The 19353-nt window shown below is 53.4% G+C and carries 19 protein-coding genes; 3 read left to right on the top strand and 16 right to left on the bottom strand.

Annotated elements, in window-relative coordinates:
• Positions 1-101: 101 nt before the first annotated feature.
• Positions 102-731, bottom strand: a complete 630-nt coding sequence (locus tag IE105_RS01530) for an ATP-dependent Clp protease proteolytic subunit (RefSeq protein WP_189494671.1) — start codon at positions 729-731, stop codon at positions 102-104.
• A 154-nt stretch (positions 732-885) separates the two neighbouring features.
• Positions 886-2226: a trigger factor gene (gene tig, locus IE105_RS01525; protein ID WP_189494669.1), complete on the bottom strand. Its 1341-nt coding sequence runs from the start codon at positions 2224-2226 to the stop codon at positions 886-888.
• 250 nt (positions 2227-2476) lie between these two features.
• Between tig and IE105_RS01520 the strand changes: the two genes are divergently transcribed.
• A complete protein-coding gene (locus IE105_RS01520; protein WP_189494667.1) occupies positions 2477-3022 on the top strand; it encodes a DedA family protein in 546 nt (181 codons plus the stop codon).
• Here the strand turns inward: IE105_RS01520 and IE105_RS01515 are convergent.
• From IE105_RS01515 to IE105_RS01490, 6 genes are all read right to left on the bottom strand, one after another.
• The gene (locus IE105_RS01515; protein ID WP_189494665.1) at positions 3019-3660 is read right to left on the bottom strand and encodes an ABC-type transport auxiliary lipoprotein family protein; all 642 of its coding nucleotides are present in this window, start codon (positions 3658-3660) and stop codon (positions 3019-3021) included. The genes IE105_RS01520 and IE105_RS01515 overlap by 4 nt on opposite strands.
• Positions 3657-4637: an MlaD family protein gene (locus IE105_RS01510; protein ID WP_189494662.1), complete on the bottom strand. Its 981-nt coding sequence runs from the start codon at positions 4635-4637 to the stop codon at positions 3657-3659. Before IE105_RS01510 ends, IE105_RS01515 begins: the two co-directional genes overlap by 4 nt.
• 3 nt (positions 4638-4640) lie before the next feature.
• A complete protein-coding gene (locus tag IE105_RS01505; RefSeq protein WP_189494659.1) occupies positions 4641-5477 on the bottom strand; it encodes an ABC transporter ATP-binding protein in 837 nt (278 codons plus the stop codon).
• Positions 5478-5479: 2 nt separating this feature from the next.
• Positions 5480-6610: an MlaE family ABC transporter permease gene (locus IE105_RS01500; protein WP_189494657.1), complete on the bottom strand. Its 1131-nt coding sequence runs from the start codon at positions 6608-6610 to the stop codon at positions 5480-5482.
• 91 nt (positions 6611-6701) lie between these two features.
• Positions 6702-7319 (bottom strand): hypothetical protein, encoded by a 618-nt coding sequence (locus tag IE105_RS01495; RefSeq protein WP_189494654.1) that lies wholly within the window; start codon positions 7317-7319, stop codon positions 6702-6704.
• A 138-nt stretch (positions 7320-7457) separates the two neighbouring features.
• Positions 7458-8825, bottom strand: a complete 1368-nt coding sequence (locus IE105_RS01490; RefSeq protein ID WP_189494651.1) for a sodium-dependent transporter — start codon at positions 8823-8825, stop codon at positions 7458-7460.
• A 125-nt stretch (positions 8826-8950) separates the two neighbouring features.
• Here IE105_RS01490 and IE105_RS01485 point away from each other — a divergent pair, with 125 nt between their 5' ends.
• Positions 8951-9763, top strand: a complete 813-nt coding sequence (locus IE105_RS01485) for a response regulator (protein WP_189494649.1) — start codon at positions 8951-8953, stop codon at positions 9761-9763.
• Here the strand turns inward: IE105_RS01485 and rodA are convergent.
• From rodA to miaA, 7 genes are all read right to left on the bottom strand, one after another.
• Positions 9746-10876 carry a rod shape-determining protein RodA gene (gene rodA, locus IE105_RS01480; protein WP_189494647.1) on the bottom strand — a complete coding sequence of 377 codons (1131 nt, stop codon included), beginning with the start codon at positions 10874-10876 and terminating at the stop codon, positions 9746-9748. The two genes, IE105_RS01485 and rodA, sit on opposite strands and share 18 nt — an antisense overlap.
• Positions 10873-12756: a penicillin-binding protein 2 gene (gene mrdA / locus IE105_RS01475; RefSeq protein ID WP_189494643.1), complete on the bottom strand. Its 1884-nt coding sequence runs from the start codon at positions 12754-12756 to the stop codon at positions 10873-10875. Before mrdA ends, rodA begins: the two co-directional genes overlap by 4 nt.
• Positions 12757-12758: 2 nt before the next feature.
• On the bottom strand, positions 12759-13271 hold the full coding sequence (locus IE105_RS01470) for a hypothetical protein (protein WP_189494640.1): 513 nt from the start codon (positions 13269-13271) through the stop codon (positions 12759-12761).
• A complete protein-coding gene (mreC, locus tag IE105_RS01465) occupies positions 13271-14164 on the bottom strand; it encodes a rod shape-determining protein MreC (RefSeq protein ID WP_189494638.1) in 894 nt (297 codons plus the stop codon). The genes IE105_RS01470 and mreC overlap by 1 nt, the downstream gene beginning before the upstream one ends.
• Positions 14165-14203: 39 nt before the next feature.
• Positions 14204-15253: a rod shape-determining protein gene (locus IE105_RS01460; protein WP_189494636.1), complete on the bottom strand. Its 1050-nt coding sequence runs from the start codon at positions 15251-15253 to the stop codon at positions 14204-14206.
• A gap of 175 nt (positions 15254-15428) precedes the next feature.
• The gene (locus IE105_RS01455) at positions 15429-16088 is read right to left on the bottom strand and encodes a TVP38/TMEM64 family protein (RefSeq protein WP_189494633.1); all 660 of its coding nucleotides are present in this window, start codon (positions 16086-16088) and stop codon (positions 15429-15431) included.
• Positions 16085-16996, bottom strand: coding sequence for a tRNA (adenosine(37)-N6)-dimethylallyltransferase MiaA (gene miaA, locus IE105_RS01450; protein WP_189494629.1), 912 nt, complete (start codon positions 16994-16996; stop codon positions 16085-16087). Before miaA ends, IE105_RS01455 begins: the two co-directional genes overlap by 4 nt.
• Before the next feature lie 31 nt (positions 16997-17027).
• Here miaA and serB point away from each other — a divergent pair, with 31 nt between their 5' ends.
• On the top strand, positions 17028-17900 hold the full coding sequence (serB, locus tag IE105_RS01445; RefSeq protein ID WP_189494626.1) for a phosphoserine phosphatase SerB: 873 nt from the start codon (positions 17028-17030) through the stop codon (positions 17898-17900).
• Here serB and IE105_RS01440 read toward each other — a convergent pair.
• Complete coding sequence (locus tag IE105_RS01440) at positions 17897-19300, bottom strand: Do family serine endopeptidase (protein WP_189494623.1); 1404 nt, start codon at positions 19298-19300, stop codon at positions 17897-17899. The genes serB and IE105_RS01440 overlap by 4 nt on opposite strands.
• Positions 19301-19353 lie beyond the last annotated feature (53 nt).

Below are 19353 nucleotides of genomic sequence, written 5' to 3'. Positions count from 1 at the left end.
GTCTTTCAATTCTGTAATCCACGCCGATACGCTCGCAGATGCAAGCCTGACTGTAGATCAATCCGTGCCAGACGGCACGGATTTTAGTCGGTTTGAACGCTTTACGCGTCATCACCGCGCGCAGCGTAAACGTGATCAACAATGCCAAAGTCTTTGGATTCTTCGGCTGTCATGAAATGATCGCGGTCGAGTGTTTTCTCGATTACCGAATATTTCTTGCCCGTATGTTTGACATAAATCTCGTTCAAGCGCTTCTTCATCGCGACAATATCGTCCGCATGACGCTGAATATCAGACGCCTGTCCGCGGAAACCACCTGATGGCTGGTGCACCATGATACGCGCATTTGGCAACGCCACGCGCATGTCCGGCGCGCCGGCACAAAGCAGGAGTGAGCCCATAGACGCCGCCTGCCCAATACAGACGGTGCTCACGGGACAGCGAATATATTGCATCGTGTCGTAAATCGCCATGCCAGCCGTCACAACGCCACCGGGCGAATTGATATACATACTGATTTCTTTCTTCGGATTCTCGGATTCAAGAAACAGAAGCTGGGCACAGATGGACGCAGACATGTTGTCTTCGACCGGACCCGTCAGAAAGATAATGCGATCCCGCAACAAGCGCGAGTAAATATCAAAGGCGCGTTCACCGCGCGAAGATTGCTCGACAACCGTTGGGATCAGGTAATTTGTAACGGAGTTTAGTTTATCAATCGGATCGTACATTGATGGCTTTCGAATATGGGGTGAGTCTTAATCTCTATATTGCGATGCAAGCCTTACCACGCAAGGGTTCCCTTCGTGTGAACGCGTAAGTGTGAACAGCTCAAAAAAAAGCCGCCCCAACGTGGGGCGGCTATAAACACGTAAATTTTAAAGCTTAGATCATTGGATCTTCTTCAAAGAGTGTGTCGCGATCGACTTTTTTCTCTTTGACCGTGGCTTTCTCTGTGATCAGGGCAACGACCTTCTCTTCATAGATAGGCGCACGGAGCTGAGCGAGGGCTTGCGGGTTCTTCTGATAGAACTCGATGACTTGCTGCTCTTGACCCGGATAACGGCGAGCTTCGGCAATTAGAGCGCTCTGTAGCTCTTCATTGCTGATGTCGATTGTCTCTTTCTGGCCCATTTCGGCGAGAACGAGCCCAAGACGCACACGACGCGCGGCAATCTTGCGGTAATCCGCTTCGAGATCTTCATCAGATTTCGCCGCATCGTCATCGTCCAACTGACCGGCTTCTTTCTCGGCTTTGACTTGATTCCAGATGTTCGTGAATTCAGTCTCAACCATGCCTTTGGGCAGTTCGAAATCATGCTTGCCGTCGAGCTCATCAAGAATGGCGCGTTTCAGCTTCATACGGCTCTGCTCATCAATCTCGGTTTGCATTTGCTCTTTGATGGCTGTTTTCAGAGCGTCGAGGTCATCCATGCCGAAGTTTTTGGCGAATGCGTCGTCAATCTCGGCGTCTTTTTCACCTTGGACTTCGTGAACAACTGTTTTGAAAACGGCTTCTTTGCCGGCCAACTCAGCCGCTTGGTATTCAGCAGGGAATGTGACGGTAACGTCCTTCTCATCGCCCGCTTTCACGCCAATCAGTTCATCTTCGAAACCAGGGATAAAGGTGCCGGAACCGATGACCAATTGATGGCCTTCCATTGCGCCGCCTTCAAATTCGACACCATCAATAGAGCCGACAAAATCGATCAGGACAGCGTCTCCCTTTTTCGCTTTGGCTGTTTTAGCTTTTTTCTTGTAAGTTTTCTGGCCCTTGGCGAGTTCTGCCAGACGCTCATCAACAGACTCGTCTGTCAATTCCGTGACAAGTTTCGTGAATTTGAGGGTTGTCGCATCGACGGTTTCAAACTCAGGAATGCTTTCGACCGTCATATTATATTCGAGGTCGGCTTTGCCTTGGGTGACGTCTTCGCCATTGGCGCGTAGATCGATTTGCGGCTGGCCCGCGGGGCGCAGCTTATTGTCGTTGATCGCCTTCTGGCTTGATTCGTTGAGAACCTCTTCGACAACATCCTTCATAATGCTCTGACCGAACATTTTGCGGATGTGTGATGTTGGCACTTTACCCGGACGGAAGCCCTTTAAGGTAACTTGCGGCTGCATCTCTTTTATCTTGGCTTCGAGTTTGTCTTGAAGCGCTTCTTTTTTGACGGTGACCTGATATTTCTTGGTCAAGCCGTCGGCTTCGAGTTCCTTGATGTCCATGCTCTTGTCTCTGACTAGTCTGTGGGCAATGCGATGTGCCCGGTTGATACCGGGTCAGTCATCTGCCGGGCTCGGATTGAGGTTCGGCGCGCTATGCCATGCAAAACGTCGGGTTTCAACAATCAAGCACGCGCAAAGTTCAGCTAAAAAATTCAGAGTTTATAACGCCTCATCACGCCTATCTCACTTTTTAGTCCAAAGTCACTTTTTTCCAAGACAGCCCGCCCCCTCTTCCGCCATAGGAACGCGCATGATGGACCCGAGTTGGATACTTTATATCGGCATCTTTTTCGGCCCCTTTGTGCAAGAAGATGCCGCCGTTATTGCCGCAGCAACGCTCTCCGCAGCAGATCCGAACCACTTCCCGATCATCTTTTTTGTGATCTTAGCGGGGCTTTTCGCCTCTGATATCTGGAAATATTGGATTGGCTATGCTGCGCATACGTCGTCTCGCGCCAGACGCTATGCCGAGCGTGAGCATGTCACGGAGTTCCGCGACAAGGTAAAACGTAATCTGTACATGACTTTGCTAACGGCGCGGTTTGTTCCGCTTGCACGGGTGCCAGTCTATGTCGCCTGCGGTTATTTTATGGTCAGCTACCCAAAATTCTGCCTGTTTATCTTCTTCACGGCCCTACCCTATTGCGTTGTTATTTTCGCGCTCTGTCACGGGTTGAGTGAAATTTTCGGTGGTCGAATCGAAATGATCATGGCGACAATCGGCATAACAGTCGCCGCCATCGCGATCTTATCTTTCGCCGTGCGGCGAGCCCGACGCCTTAAAAAGACCCCTTAACCGGCTGAGAGGTCGGGTATCGCTTCTGCAATCAAGCCTTTTCGATTGGCCTGAACAACCCACGCCACAATATCACTCATCGCCGCGTCATTAGCTTTTTCAAGCGCCTTAACAATGTCAGAGACACTCGCAGCACGGGCCCGGATTTCCTGCCGCGTGACGAATGTATCAATCAAACGGCGGTCGGTCGCATTGGCCAGCGTCACAGTATAGCGAACAACAGCGAGCGGTGCTGAGTCCGGGCCGCGATCAAATTGCGCTTCGAAATTCTTAATAGAGAAATGTATGCGCGTGTCCGTCCGCGTGCCCGATTCTGGTAAAACGCCAACGATTGACGCTTCACGAGAAAAAGCATCAACGAGCGCGCCCTGCAACATGGTCGGCGTCCCTTCCGGCCATTGCGCCTGCGCAGCAGTCGAGAGGCGGCGCCCATCCGGGGACACAACGATTGATCGCGAATTAAACACAGAGGTCGCAGCTGGACGGTCAACGCGGATAACCGTGGCTTGCGGATTCGCGGGAACGCTTTCACCGGACAGAGAGAGGCGATAGATAATTTCCGCCGGAGCAGGATCGGGGATGATACTACACGCCGTTATTGAGAGAGCGGCGACGGATAGCGCGAAATTACGGATCATTGCGGTAGCTCCACGACATCGGCTTCAGTTCCAGAAATGAACGCGAGCGGACTTTGTTCCAACGCGTCGGCCACGCGACCCAGTGACAAAACCAATCGGCGAATGGCGTCGACCGTTTCTTCAAGGTCCGTGAGACCAGAGTTGGACAAGCGGTTCACAGCATCGCGTGTATCAACAATCAACTCATCTGCATTTCCAGCCGTGTCTTCGAGCGCATTTAACAGGCTGTCGACCTCGTCCATCGTCGTTTGCGCCCGCGCCATCAGGACAGACACATCATTCTCGATCACACCGTCAACAAGCGAGAGTGTATTTTGCGCCGCTGTCGCTAAATTACCGACTTCACGCACAGTAACACCTAAATCACTGATCAAGCGGTTCACATTCTTCATATCGAAGTCAGATGCATCGAGCTCGTCAGTGATCCGGTTAATGTTAGACAAGATACCGTGCACATCTGAGACAGCCTCATCACTAAAAAGTCTATTGATTTGGGTCAGGGCGAGTTGAGCCTGTTCAACGGCTGACCCGCCGCCTTCGATAATCTCTGACAGCGCATCGCTACGGCCCTCAATGCGAGGAACATCGGGACTGTCAGGCAAGTTTTTGATCAGCGTGTAATTCTCGCCACCAGCAAAGATTTGCAGGTAATTCAATCCCGTTAGACCGAGTGGCTCAAGTTGCGCATAACTTTTGGTGTCCACAGGCGTGTTGGCATCAATACGAATCGTGGACAGCACCGTGTTCGGATCATCCCGATCCAATCGAATATTGGTAACTTCGCCGACACCGATACCGTTGAAGCGCACTTCAGAGCCTGGTGATAGACCCCGGACAGGGCCTTGGAACGCCACTTGATACTCATCAAACTGTTGATCAAATTGCGAGCCGGTCAACCAAAGGATGAAGCCCAGCGTCGCGGCGAGCGCGGCCAGGACAAAAACACCGATCAGGGCGTAATTAGCTTTGTTTTCCATCCCCTAAAGCCCTGCGGCTGCGCGCATTGACGCAGCCCCTTTCATACTCTTTTTGTGACCCGGCGTGGCCATGGCTGCGCGAGAGCGCGGGCCACCGAAATATTCCTGCACCCACGGGTGATCATATTTAGCAACCACGTCGAGGCTATCATAGACTGCAATGTGCTTATCTACCAGCACCGCAACACGGTCGCATATCGCATAAAGACTATCGAGGTCATGCGTAACCATAAGAACAGTCAAATCCATCGCTTCGCGTAATTTCAGGATCAACGTGTCGAAAGCATGCGCCCCAATCGGGTCCAACCCTGCCGTGGGTTCATCCAAAAACAAAATTTGTGGATCTAATGCCAATGAGCGCGCCAAGCCCGCCCGTTTCTTCATGCCACCGGACAGATCAGCCGGATAAAGAATGGCACTTTCAGGCGGCAAACCGACCATGTGAATTTTCATATCGGCCAATTCGCGCATCAAGTCCTGCGACATGTCGTGATGTTCGATCAAGGGCACCATTATGTTTTGGCGGACAGTGAGAGATGAGAAGAGCGCGCCGCCTTGAAACAAAACGCCCATGTCGTTTTTCAAACTCATTTCTTCGTCAGCATTCAAATCGGCTCGGCGTTTGCCAAAATATCTAAGCTCTCCGGCTTCGGGTTCTTTCAATCCCAGAAGTGTATTCATCAGCACAGTCTTGCCAGACCCCGATCCGCCGACAAGCCCGACGACCTCTCCGCGATTGATCTCGAAATCGAGATTCTCATGAATGATATTCGGACCGAACTGGGTCAGAATTCCCGTCGCAGAAATTGGCGGAGTATGTTTCGGATCAGGCGCATCCATGACTAGACACCTAGCTGATAGAAAAGAATAGCGAAGAGCGCGTCAATTAAGATGACGGCGAAGATGGCCTGCACCACGGCCGTCGTGACCCGTGAGCCGAGGCTGTCGACAGATCCTGAGACCGCGAGTCCCTGACGACACCCGATAATCGCAATAACGATGGCAAAGAATGGCGCTTTCACCATTCCCACCCAAAAATGTTTAATATCCACCATCTCTTGCAAGCGACTGAGGAAGAGAAATGGCGAGATTTGAGTTTCCGTGACCCAAGCGACAATCAGACCGCCGAGAATACCGCTAATCATCGCAAGGAAGGTCAGGATCGGTAAGGTCAGCAGGCAAGCAATCGCGCGCGGTATTACGAGTGTCTCAAACGTATCCAGCCCCATGACAGTCATCGCATCGATTTCTTGTCGCATTTTCATGGCGCCGATTTGAGCGGTGAAAGCCGATGCCGATCGACCCGCAATCAAGATGGCGGTGATGACGCCCGCGAGTTCCCGCAACATGGAAATCCCAACTAGATCGACCATGAAAACAGAAAACCCGAGCGCCCCAAGCAAGTTAGCCCCCATATAGGCGATCACGGCCCCAATGGCGAAAGCCAACACGGCGACAATCGGAGCCGCATCAAGCCCGACCTCCTCCATCAAAGCGATGATCGATTTTAACCGCATCCGCTTTGGTCGTATCAAGACGCCAAAGAACATAACGAAGAATTGGCCAATGAACGACAAGGTCGCGAACGTCTCATCCGCAAACCGCACGGTTGCGCGGCCAAGTCGATCAAGCGTTTCAATCCATTGATGCTTCGACCGTGGCGGATCGCCCATTTGACAATCGGCGGCGACGGACAAAAGGGTCTGTTGGCTTGGCGTACCGCCTATCAACTCCCACGATTTACAAACATCCGCGACACGCACGGCTTTTGTCAAAATATACGCGCCAGCCGTATCGAGGGCTTCGACCCCCTGCAAATGATACTCAACTGATTCATAATTCAGCGCGTCATAATCAGCGTCCAAACGTTCAAAAACTGAGGCGGCGGTTTCAACCGTCCAATGCCCATGCGCCTTTACAATCAAGCGTGTACCTTGAAGCGAAACGTCATAGATTGCCGGGGTGCTCAGCATCTGTCGGGATTGCGGCAGACCCCCGACCGGGTCAAGAGGCCAAAGCCGTCAGCCGTTAGACAAAAATAGAATTTACGGCAAAACTAGAGAGTCATCCGACGCGTGACGCCGCGTCGACCGCAAGCTTGTCAGAGTGTGACATGCGAACTCGCTGACCAAACGCGTCAGTGACATCGCGGAGCGCATCGACTGAGCGTCGAAGATCATCAAGGTCGGCATATTTACTATCGGGTAAAGCGGATTGGAAAGATTGCGTCGCGCGTTCTGAGGCCAGCAAGGCAGCTTCAAGACTTTTCAATTCATCATCAAGCGAGCGATTCTGAGGCGCGACTTCTAAGTAAACCTCTGCTGCGCGTGTCGTCTGCTCCACGTGGCCGCGGGCCATTTGGATATCTTCGATCACCGCAGCAACAGGTTTAGGCGTGGCCGCATAGTCACCTTCGTCCGAGGACACAGTCTGCGCTAAAAGGCCATTCAGAAGCATGTCCGCGGCCGCTTCCATCTTACGTTGGGATGTTTTGGCGCCGAAACCGCGTGATGCAAAGGCATCGCGAAGCTTTTCAACGGCGCGTTGTACGACGTTGCTCTCGGACTCATACTGCATCGTCGAGGCCGTGTCAGAAGACCCCGCCATATTTTGCAGATCAACGGTTGCGCAGCCCGTACAGAACAGCGCGGTCGTCGTGATAAGGATAAGTCCAGTTCTCATTATCCATTCCCGGCTTGCAGCGTTAAGGCTGCAGAGTATTTGAATTAACGTTACCTATGTCCTTACAGGACTGACTTGAACTTTGTCTGAATAAGACGGTTAAAAGCTCGTTAGGTTCGGAAGTGCAAATTGCTTCTCTTATGAGGCGAAATAGGCCCCGTAGACAGACGATACCAAGACCACGGCAACGAAGACCGGCGCGACAAAGCGCGTCAGGATTAGCAAAATATTCCCGAGCGCTCTGCTGTCTGCAAACTCCGTCGCAATAATCGCTTTATCAACACGCCAGCCGACAAAGAGCACGATCAGCAATCCGGCGAGCGGCAACATGACCTGCCCTGTAAAGGTATCGATCGCATCCAATGCATAGGTATCACCGCCCGGATTGACACCGAATACGCTGATTAAACCGACAGCAATCATGACCGATCCAGCCACCCAAGCCGCTTTGGCTTTGGTCATCTTGAAGCGCTCTGACACAAAGGCGACGGACGGCTCTAGCAAACTGACCGAGGACGTAATCGCAGCAAAGAAGGCGAGGAAGAAGAACGCCGCGCCGATAATAGGTCCGGCCGCGCCCATTGACGCAAACGCGTTAGGCAAAGTGATGAAGAACAAGCCTGCCCCAGAACCCGGCGCCAAACCAAATGCAAATACGATCGGGAAAATCGCCAAGCCTGCAATCAACGCAACCGCTGTATCCGTCAGCCCAACAATCACGGACGCTTTCGGAATTGAAACGTTCTGTGGCAAATAAGAGCCATAGGTGATCATAATCGCCGAGCCAATACCAACGGAGAAGAACGCCTGACCGAGGGCCGCGCTGGCGACGCCACCATTAATTTTGCTGAAGTCCGGCGTGTAAAGGAAGTTGAGCGCTTGCCCCGTTCCCCCATTCCCAATGTTGCTGACTACCGCAAAAATCGCGAGCCCAACAAGGAGGACGAAAAAGACGGGCATCAAAATCTTGGCCGCCATTTCGATCCCGCGATTAACCCCGCGCGACACCAACCAAATGGTGAGGACCGCAAAAAGTAAGAACCACGGCAGAACTTGCATGGGCGTGGAGATAAAGTTGACAAACACGCCCGCAACGGCGTCCGCTTCTAAACCCGCAAAGTCATTCCCGATAAATTTGAAGATGTATCGCACAACCCAAGCCGCGACGACGCAGTAAAACGTCACAATCATAAAGCCCGCAACCATCCCGACCCACGAAAGGAGAGTCCAATTTTTTGTCACTTTTGATTGGATCGCGACTTCCGCAACACTGTCGATGGCATTAGCGGAACTCCCGGCTCGGCCGACGAGATATTCACTCATCAGAACCGGAATACAAACAAACACAACGGCGAGTAGATAAATAAGAATGAAGGCAGCGCCCCCATTGGACCCGGCCTCGCTAGAGAAGCGCCAAAGATTCCCTAAGCCCACCGACGACCCGACGGCGGCCATGATAAAAGCGTAACGTGACGACCATTCTGCCGTCCCGGGTGCTGCTGGCATACTAAAACTCCCCCAAGAATTCAGCGCTCTGATTAGGGGCTTGAGCGGTTGCGTCAAGACAACATGGTGGCAAAAACGTATAATCTGTTTAGTGAATTTTAAGTTGCAGTATTTAAGCGCGACCTATGCGTGTTTTATTAGCAGAAAACAACCTGACAAACCGTCTTATTGCGCAGTTGATCCTCGAGCGGGAACGCCATGATGTGACCCTCGTCACCAATGGAGCCGAAGCCGTCGTAAAAACGCAATCCATGCCCTATGACGTGTTGCTCCTGGACATTGTCATGCCTGTTATGGATGGGTTCCAAACCGTCCAATATCTTCAACAACACACATCAAGACCGACGCACATTTTTGCTCTGTCTGCCTATGATACAGAAAAGGATATTGCCCTATACCGCGCCTCAGGCTTTGACGGCGTCATCGCAAAACCCTTACGCCCCGGAGATTTGTCGGCCGCCTTACTGGTGAAAAAGAATCACCGACGACCGTCGATTATCGGCATCGCCGCCAACGGGCAGGATGCGGCCGCGAGACCGCTGATGGACGAAGCCATCATACGCGATGGCCCTGGGCAAGCCGATGATGTCACGAGAGAGCGAATTCTGCGAAGCTATCGATCTGGCTTATCGACCGCGCTCAAGGAGCTATCACGCGCCTTACCCGGCTATTTGGAACAGGATATGTCCTCACGGAAAGAATTTCTCAACGCACTCCATTCCCTGCGGAGTGCCTCTTTAACTGTCGGCATGAACCGCGCACCTTATCTCGCCAAAAAATTGCGCGAGGCCCCGAAGGATCAGGTTATCGAAGGGGTGGCCCGCCTCCTCCATGCCGTCAGGGATAGTTTGCCTGTGCTTGAAGCGGTTTTATTGGACGCAACAAACAGCTCATCTTGCCCCTCCGTGACGGAGTTTCCCTCAATCACTTCTTGGTAAGGGCGTCCCCGTGTGAAGATGTGCCGATAGCATCAGACCAAAACTTCCCATCACAACGAGAATAACGGTCCCACCGTAAGAGACCAGAGGCAGAGGAACACCAACGACAGGCAGCAACCCCATCACCATGCCGAGGTTGATAAAAATATAGAGCGCAAAGGTTGTCGTGAGACCCAAAATAAGGAGGCGCGAGAAAACGGCTTTGCATTGCATCGACAAACGAATGCAGGCCGCGATGACGGCGATATAAAGACCCATCAGTGCCAGTGACCCAATAAACCCGAATTCCTCTCCGATGACGGTCGAAATAAAATCGGTGCTGTTCTCCGGCACGTACCCGCCTTGGCGCTGCGATCCTTGCATATACCCTTTGCCAGAAACGCCGCCCGATCCGAGCGCGATTTTGGACTGCGTGATATGGTATGAGGCCCCCGCAGGATCCCGACTCGGGTCAAGAAATGTCAAAATACGACCGCGTTGATAGTCCCGAAGACCAAACTGCCAGACAATGGGAACACTGATCGCGACAAGCACAGACCCAAGTGTAATCACCCGCCAACTGACCCCCGCCAAGAAAATGATCGCCGCACCAGTCGCACAGATCAAAAGCGAGGTGCCCAAATCAGGCTGGCGCAGGACCAGAGCCATCGGTGCCCCAATCAGGAACAAGACTCCCGCCAAACCAATCGGGTCAGACACACGCCAACTTGGTAAGTCATGATAAAAACGCGCGAGTGCAAGCACGACCGCAGGCTTGATAACTTCTGAGGGCTGAATACGAATCGGACCCAATTGCAGCCAGCGAACCGACCCGTTCACATTAATCCCGAAAAACTCGACACCCACGAGTAGGAGCAAAGCCGCGAAATAGGCAGGATAAGCCAAGCTGTACCAAACCCGTATATTCGTCAGCGCGACACCGATCATAACCATAAAGGCAAATGTGATCCGCACACTGTGCTGCATAGCCCCGTGCTGCCACACACCATTATTGGCCGACAGAATCGCCATGACCCCAACCAACCCGAGCAGCCCTGCCAAAACAGGCAGCAGCCAATTGAGCTGATAGAGCTTACTCCCAACCCCTTCAAATTCCTCAAACCGAACTGTCATAGGCCCGGCTGATCTCGCGCGTTACTTGTCTGCGGTCCAAGACCATCCCGGCGGAGCGCTTCGCCCAACACAGCACGTGTTATCGCCGCTGCTCGACCTGCGCCTGATCCGGCGTGCTCAACAACACAGCCCACAGCAAAGCGCGGGTTTGCATAGGGCGCATACCCAACAAAGATTGAATGATCGCGGTATTTCCAAGGCAGGTTCGAATTCGAAATAACCCCCGTCGCCCGTTCGGAACGTGAAATCCCACGGACCTGCGACGTTCCCGTTTTTCCCGCCATATCAAGGCCCACTAGTCCAAGACCATTAGAACGGTAAGCTGTCCCACCCGGTTCCTCGCAGACACTCCACATCGCATCTTGAACAAAACCCATATGCGACGGGTCGATGTCGAGATCATTGAAAACGTCGCGGTCTTCCCCTGCAAACAGGCTTGGTAAAACCGCCTTGGTCCCGTTGGCCAACCGCGCCGACATAACAGCCAATTGCATTGGCGTCGCGAGAACGAACCCCTGTCCAATGGATGCATTGAGCGTATCCCCCATACGCCATCCTGCCCCGAGACGGTCACGTTTCCATGCTGCGTCCGGAACAATACCTTCTTTTTCGCCCGCGATCCCAATTCCGTAACGTTGCCCAAGACCCAAACGTCGCGCCATATCGGCAATCGCTTCAATCCCAATGATTTGCGAGACTTCATAGAAATATGTGTCGCAGCTATGCTTGAGCCCATCGCGCATATCGACAGGACCGTGGCCTTCGCGCCGCCAACAATGAAAGAGGCGATTACCCAAACGGACTTTCCCACCACAGAATACCCGTTGATCCGGATCAACTTTGCCACTTTTCAAAGCGGCCAACATAACAACCATTTTGTAGGTCGATGCAGGCGAGTAACCGCCTGACAAAACCTTATTATATTGCGGGCGCTTCTCATCATTATTGAGCCCGTCCATATCTGCCTGCGTCAGACCTGAGACGAACAAATTGGCATCAAACGTTGGCATGGAGAGCAAGGTTCGGAGTTCGCCCGTCATGATATCCATAACCGCGATCCCGCCACTATCGTCCTGAAACTGTTTCGCAGCAAAGCGCTGAAGATCGGCATCTAGCGTTAGGAAGACATCATCCCCCGGTTTTGCGTCATCTTGCGGGTTTGGCCATTCACGGACTACGCGACCGCGCGCATTGACCTCGACTTTCAGTTTTCCTGATTTCCCCCGGAGACGCGTGTCGGCGGCTTGTTCAACCCCTGTCTTTCCAATCCGAAAGGCCGGTTGCAACAAAAGCGGATCATCATCGCGAGACACATCCGCGTCATTTGCTTTTCCGACATAGCCAATCACATGCGAAAACAGGCCATCATCCGGATAGGACCGCCCCTCGCCTGCCTTTGGAATAATACCCGGCAGCGCATGAACACGCATATTGAGCGCCGCAAAATCATCCCAATCAACATGGTCCTTGACCGTAATAGGGACAAAATCTGGCCGACGGCGGATATCACGGCGGATGCGTTTCACTTCCCCCTCTGACAAATGAACCACGTCAGCCAGCTTAGATAAGGTTAGATCAAGGTCATCTATCTGTTCCGCGATGAGTTCGACTTGATAGTCGAGCGTGTTCGTGGCGAGTGGCTCCCCGTAACGATCACGAATAATGCCACGGCTCGGCACGATCGTTTGAAAATTAAACCGATTATCATTTGAGAGGACGAGATAGTTTTCGCTTTGCTGGATTTGGAGTTGGTAAAACCGCCCGGTCAAGACTCCGAACATCCCGAGACCGCCCACACTCAAAACGGCCGTTCGGCGCGTCATTTGGGCGTCTGATTTGGCCCGATCCTCTTTTTTAGTTTGTGTCGATTTACGGCCCATGACTAATCATTTCCGCTCATTCGGCCGGCCAATTTATCCCTTACAAAGATCATGAAAGGCACGAAAAGCACGGCCACAACAACACCGCGCCCAAGCGCGCCCCAATCAGGCCAACTTTCATAAACGGCCCATCCCGACAGGATGAAAACAGGCACGCCGACACATAAGGCCAAAGTGAACCGCGTCATTCCGGCCGTAAGACCGCGGGCCCCTTCGCGGAAGTCTGGTCGGATCAAGGCATAGGTCAACAAAAAGACGAGCGGCCATTGTCCGGGCGCGCCCCATGTCGTCCAATCCACCCAAAGCCCGCCGAAAAACAGCAATAATCCGGTAGCCCAAAGCCCAACCCGACGCGGCCAAAGCGCGACAGTGACAAACGGGATCCACATCAACGGCCAGCTTTGTCCAAACAATCGAATATCGAGTGCGCTAATAATTCCTGCTATTAGTAAGGCGATCACCGCCGGAATGAGCCGTTCATTCCGCAGGACCGGGCTGACACCGAGATAGGCCATTAGTTTGCCTCCTCTGTTGTCGCTGATGCTGTGTCGCCATTGTCGTCAGCTGAAGGGTCCAACGCAATGTCAACGTCACTGGGATCGGCCAATTGACTGTAGGGCAGCACAAACACCCAATCGATCGGTGTGGCGAGAAAGTCGAGTTCAACCGCCAGTCGATCCCCTGGCAGGACCGTGCCAATGGGTAGACCTTCTGGCAGGCGGCCATCATCGCCCGATGTCAACACTCTGTCTCCAACCTGCCAGTCGTCCTGATCGGCGACAAATGCCAACATGGGTCGATCATTATTGGCGCCCGCTAAGATCGCGCGCGCGCCGGATCGCTCACTGATCACGGCGACGCGGCTATTCAAATCATCCAGCCGCAAAACCCGTGCGGATCGCTGCCCTGCGCTCACAACATGCCCTACCAACCCGGCATCGGACAGCACGGCATAACCCTCTTCCACACCATTCTCTCGTCCTGAAGCGATCAAAAGCGACCGCACAAAAGGTCCGGATGGATCAGACACGGCACGGGCGGAAATCCTGTAATCCGGGATATCTCCCGTCCGGTCCACTGCGAGTAATTTTTCCAGGCGCTGTAGGCGCGCCTGTTGGGCTTGCAAACGGGCATTATCCACGCGCAGGCTTGTCAGCTCGTCACGCAAGGCCTTGTTTTCTTGCAAAGCGCGTCGCCCTCCTTCGACATCGGCGACAGCCCCTTCTAAGTGACGGAAGGGCGCACTGAGCCACACGGCAACAGGGGCTTGGATATCGCTTGCGAGTAAAGGCGTTGAGCGGCGTTCTGTCGCGGCATCGCGTTGGGTAAACAACAAGACCGCGCTCAGCACGATCATCAAGAGTAGGCCAATCCGGCCTTCCGATTTATTCGATCCCGATCGGGCCACGCTAGCAATGCCCTTCCCGCGACGCGCGGATGAGTGTGATTAGACGTCTGTCTTGAGCACACTTTTCCACTTTTTGAGGTTCTCCACGACGGTCCCTGACCCTCGCACAACACAGGACAACGGGTCATCCGCGATGAAAACCGGAAGTTCAGTACGGTTACGGAGTTCAATGTCGAGATTGCGGAGCAGCGCGCCACCGCCCGTCAACATTATCCCTTTATCGACAATATCGGCTGCCAGTTCCGGCGGTGTCGCTTCAAGCGCCGTTTTCACAGCTTCAACGATTTGCTCGACTGGCTCGGCCAGACTCTCAGCAATCATCGCTTCAGAGACCCGGATTTCGCGTGGCACGCCATTCATCAAATCGCGGCCTTTAATCAATACGCTCATGCCTTCATTGTCAGCAGGCATGGTCGCTGACCCGACTTCCTTTTTAACGCGTTCAGCCGTCATTTCACCAATCAAAAGATTCGTCGTGCGACGTACATATTGAATGATTGCGTCATCCATCTTGTCACCGCCAACACGGACTGAACGAGAATAGACAATCCCGTCGAGCGACAGAACAGCAACTTCGGTCGTCCCACCGCCAATATCAACAATCATCGATCCGGCAGGTTCATGAATGGGAAGGCCAGCACCGAGCGCCGCCGCCATAGGTTCTTCGATGAGATAAACTTTACGCGCGCCCGCTTGTTGCGCCGATTGATATATGGCGCGCTCTTCAACGGCTGTAGCGCCGGATGGGACACAAATCACGACCTTGGGCTTTGCGCTCCGTAAAAATCCGCCTTCGGACTTCACTTTTTCGATGAAGTGCTTGATCATTTTCTCGGCCACGTCGAAATCGGCGATCACACCGTCTTTCATCGGGCGAATTGCTTCAATATTGCCCGGCGTACGACCGAGCATCATGCGCGCGTCATTGCCAACAGCATGAACGACTTTTCGACCGTTCTTGATTGAAAACGCGACGACCGACGGCTCATTGAGCACGACCCCCCTGCCTTTGGCATAGACCAGCGTATTCGCCGTGCCGAGGTCGATTGCTATGTCGGACGAAAATGCGTCCATCAGTGAGGAGAACATAAAGGCTCCGTCCGGTTTGTTCCAGATGCGTTGGTCGGTCCGTCAGGGAAAGCATGTTAACAGCTGGTGAACGCTGCCATCGAGAATCCGTCCGAAATTCCGCGTAGTGCTATGGTAATGTAAATCTAGGCACGTAATTGCAAGCCTTCTATCCCCTTAGCCTGGCAAATCACTGCTATTTAGAGGCGATTTTCTGACGCGGAGGTCGCGCCTTGCGCGTCATCAGTGACAGAGCAATCAAGCCGACCGCCCCGACAGCCAACCAGAGACTGAACTGTTTGCCTTGCGCTGAGGAAATAAGCTCGGACGCAACGATTCCAGTGAGGAGAATTTTCGGGATAACGCCGAGAGCCGATCCCAGTAAAAAACCGCCTCGGCTAACTCCGAATAACCCAGCAGCAACATTGACCAAAATAGCGGGTCCGGTTGGGATCAATCTAACGAGAAAGCCGGATTGAACACTATTTCGTTTAAACAATGACCTGAGGTAATCGAGCCTCTGAATATGAAGGCGCTCTTCAAACCGCCGAGCTAAGGCCCGGGCCGCAAATACATGGGCGGTGACTGATACCATCGTCGCGAACCAAGCAATCGCAGAGCCATCGACCAAGCCAAAAGCGGCTATTGCTGCTGCGATCAAGGCCCATTGTGGCACAAAGAAAATTGATCCGATAAAGAAGATCAAGACGGCCACGCCGATAGCCATCGGCGTACCGGAATAGGTTCCCATCAAATTGATGGCAGCATTCGCCTGTTCTCGAAAGAGGTAGACGAGCAGCGCCGCGAGGAGGCTAAGGCCAATCAGCACGGAGATATCGTATAAGGGTCCCTTCATAGACTTTGTGCGTATATTTCCTTCTCCGCCTCATTTTTGAGCACCGTCCAATCGGTGCAGCGGTTCCGAAACCATGTCATTTGCCGCTTGGCGAGGCGGCGGGTATCCCGTTTGGCCGTCTCTATCGCATTTTCCAAGTCACACTCCCCGTCGAGATATGACAGAAGGTGTGAGAGGCCGATCGCTTTGAGCATGGGCGCGCGTGCGGGATACCCGAGAGCGTGGACGGTTTGTGCTTCTTCCAGCCCACCGGCCTCTAACATCTGATCAAATCGTTGATTGATCCGCGCATAGAGCGAAACACGATCAGGCAGCAGGACTGACCGACGGGTAAACTGCGCTGGGATGATCGGACGAGTGTCATCTTGCCAGCTCGAGAGCGCGCGACCCGTCGCTCTGTGAACACCAATGATTCGTGCCAATCGCTGCGGGTCGTCGCCAAGAACTCGCGACGATGCCGCGGGATCAATCTCTTCGGCTTGGCGGCGCATTTCTGATATTGGGATCAGGTCAACAGCGCTCGCAATATCGCGCGGCACTGGAGGGACATTGGCGAGCCCTTCGAGCAGCGCGCGAAAATACATGCCCGTCCCACCAACAATAATCGGAATTCGGTTGCGCCCCATGACCTGCAAAATAACTGGGACCACATCGCGCACCCAATCGCCGGTCGAATAAAGTGTGTCGCCCGACACATAACCAAACAGATGATGCGGCACGCCCGCCATGTCTGCCTCGGTTGGGCGCGCGGAGAGCCAATGCAAATCGACATAGACCTGCAACGCGTCAGCATTGATGATTTCACCACCCACGGCTTTTGCGATGTCAACGGCATAGGCCGACTTGCCGCTGGCCGTCGGGCCTGCGATACAGACAACTAGGGGCATTTCCCCGAGAATTTTTTCCATCGCTTGCCCCATAATTTATACGAGCCCTGTCATGACTGCGCCCCTAGAACAGATCACCACATTTGTCCTCCCGGACCACAGCGGCGACATTTTAGCGGCAGGCGTTCAGGCCCTCGGGTTTCGTGATGTCAAAACCCTATCCCCCGGCCGCGCCGTCGAAGCTGTCTCAACAGCCAAGGACAGCGCGGACGCACGCGCCATCCTCGCCGCCGCGAAAATCACCGGGGATGTCTGCGTGCAACCCGTCGCAGGACGTCGCAAAACGGTGTTGATCTGTGATATGGACAGCACCTTAATCGGGCAAGAATGTATTGATGAGCTCGCTGATTTCGCAGGCGTCAAAGACCGCGTTTCCGAGATCACAGAACGCGCCATGCGCGGCGAAATCGGATTTGAAGGCGCGTTAGAAGAACGTGTCAGCCTGTTAAAAGGCTTGCCCGTATCGACTCTGCAACGCTGTTTTGACGAACGTATACGGCTTAATCCCGGAGCCCGAACCTTGGCACAAACGATGGCAACGAACGGGGCAAAGACTTTGATCGTATCCGGCGGATTCACATTCTTCAGCGAACGCGTCGCTGCGGCCTGCGGTTTTTTCAACCATCAAGCGAACCAACTAGTCGACGCGGATGGAACCCTAACCGGGACTGTTGGTTATCCGATTTTGGGGCGTGAAGCGAAGTTTGACGCGTTGATCGACATTTGTGATGGCGACCCGACGCGCGCCCTTGCCATCGGTGACGGGGCAAATGATTTAGCGATGATCGAGGCGGCTGGCTTGGGCCTGGCCTATTACGCGAAACCCGCTGTCGCCGCCGCCGCCCATAGCGCCATTACGTGCACAGACTTACGTACAGCCCTGTATTTCCAAGGGTATTCTGATGTTGAATTTATTGAAGACTAGCCGTTTAAGGCGAAGAAAATATAATTTCCGCCACGATTGATCAGAAGGGTGACGGGCTCACCCGTCTCTAAGGCCATTTGCAACGCCGCTTCAAATTCAGCCGGTGTCTTGACCGATTCGAACGCGACTTCTTCAATAATATCGCCCTTTAGGATTTTTCCGGAGGCCCGAGACCGCTTTGCAATCGTGACGACTCGAACCCCATTTACGTCCGGTTTAATACGATTGGCGCGGCGCACATCATCCGTTAGCGCTTCGACAGAAAGCCCACCAATTGTTCGTTCGGCATTCCCCGCGTCAACTTCCAATTGAAGCTTTTCTTCGGTGCTAAGGTTTTCAGCCAATCGCTCCATACGCACCGTCGCCGTACGGCGCTTACGCTTACGGATATATTCGATTGTGACATCCGTATCGATGGGCGCTTCGGCAACCGCGCGAAACATGATGCGCGTGTCGTCAATATCACGGTCGCCAATACGCAAGATCAAATCACCGCGTTCTAGCCCGGCTTTCGCCGCAGGTCCGTCGTCAACCAGTGAGCGAATAAGCGCGCCTTTAGCACTTTTCAGACCGTAAGATTGAGCAATATCGGCACTCACTTTTTGCGTCCGGACACCAAGATACCCGCGCCGGGTTTCTCCGAACTCGATCAACTGCGCTGAAACACTCTTGGCCAAATCACTCGGGACGGAGAAGCTCAGTCCAATGGAGTAGCCTGTCGGCGAAATAATCGCCGTGTTCACACCAATGACTTGGCCGTCCATATTAAACAAAGGGCCGCCTGAATTGCCTTGATTGATCGCAACATCAGTCTGAATAAAGTCGTCGTAATTGCCCGCCGAAATATCCCGATTGCGCGCGGAGATAATGCCGGCCGTCACGGACCCTGAATAGCCGAGCGGATTACCAATCGCGATGACCCATTCCCCGACTTCCGATGCGTCCGAGTCCCCGAAGGATACAAAAGGCAAGGCTTCGCCGCTATCGATCTTGAGAACAGCAATATCAGTGGCTGGATCCCGACCGATCAGCGCCGCTTCAAACGTATCGCCATTCGGAAAAGTGACTTCGATCAAGTCAGCATCTTCAATCACGTGATTATTGGTCACGATATAGCCACTGGCGTCAATCACAAAGCCCGAGCCAAGTGACTTGGACACACGTCCGTCACGTCCCGGTCGATTTCCGAAAAAATCGTTGAACCGTTCGAGCGGAGAGCCTTCAGGGAAAGTCGGAACGTTCTCGTTGCCAAACTCAACGGTTTGAGCCGTCGAAATATTGACCACAGCGGGCGACAGGCGCTTTGTTAGATCAACAAAATTATCCGGAACAGGTCGCGCCTGCGCGCTCACGAACGGAGTGAGGGAGAGGGTCAAGCCAAGACAGATGGTACGAAACATAACATCCCTGTGCGGTAGTTTCAGTGATTTGCCAAGACGGCGAACGCCGACCT

The sequence above is a fragment of the Algimonas arctica genome (assembly GCF_014652695.1).
Taxonomy (GTDB): domain Bacteria; phylum Pseudomonadota; class Alphaproteobacteria; order Caulobacterales; family Maricaulaceae; genus Litorimonas; species Litorimonas arctica.
This window is presented reverse-complemented; position numbering and strand designations above follow the sequence as displayed.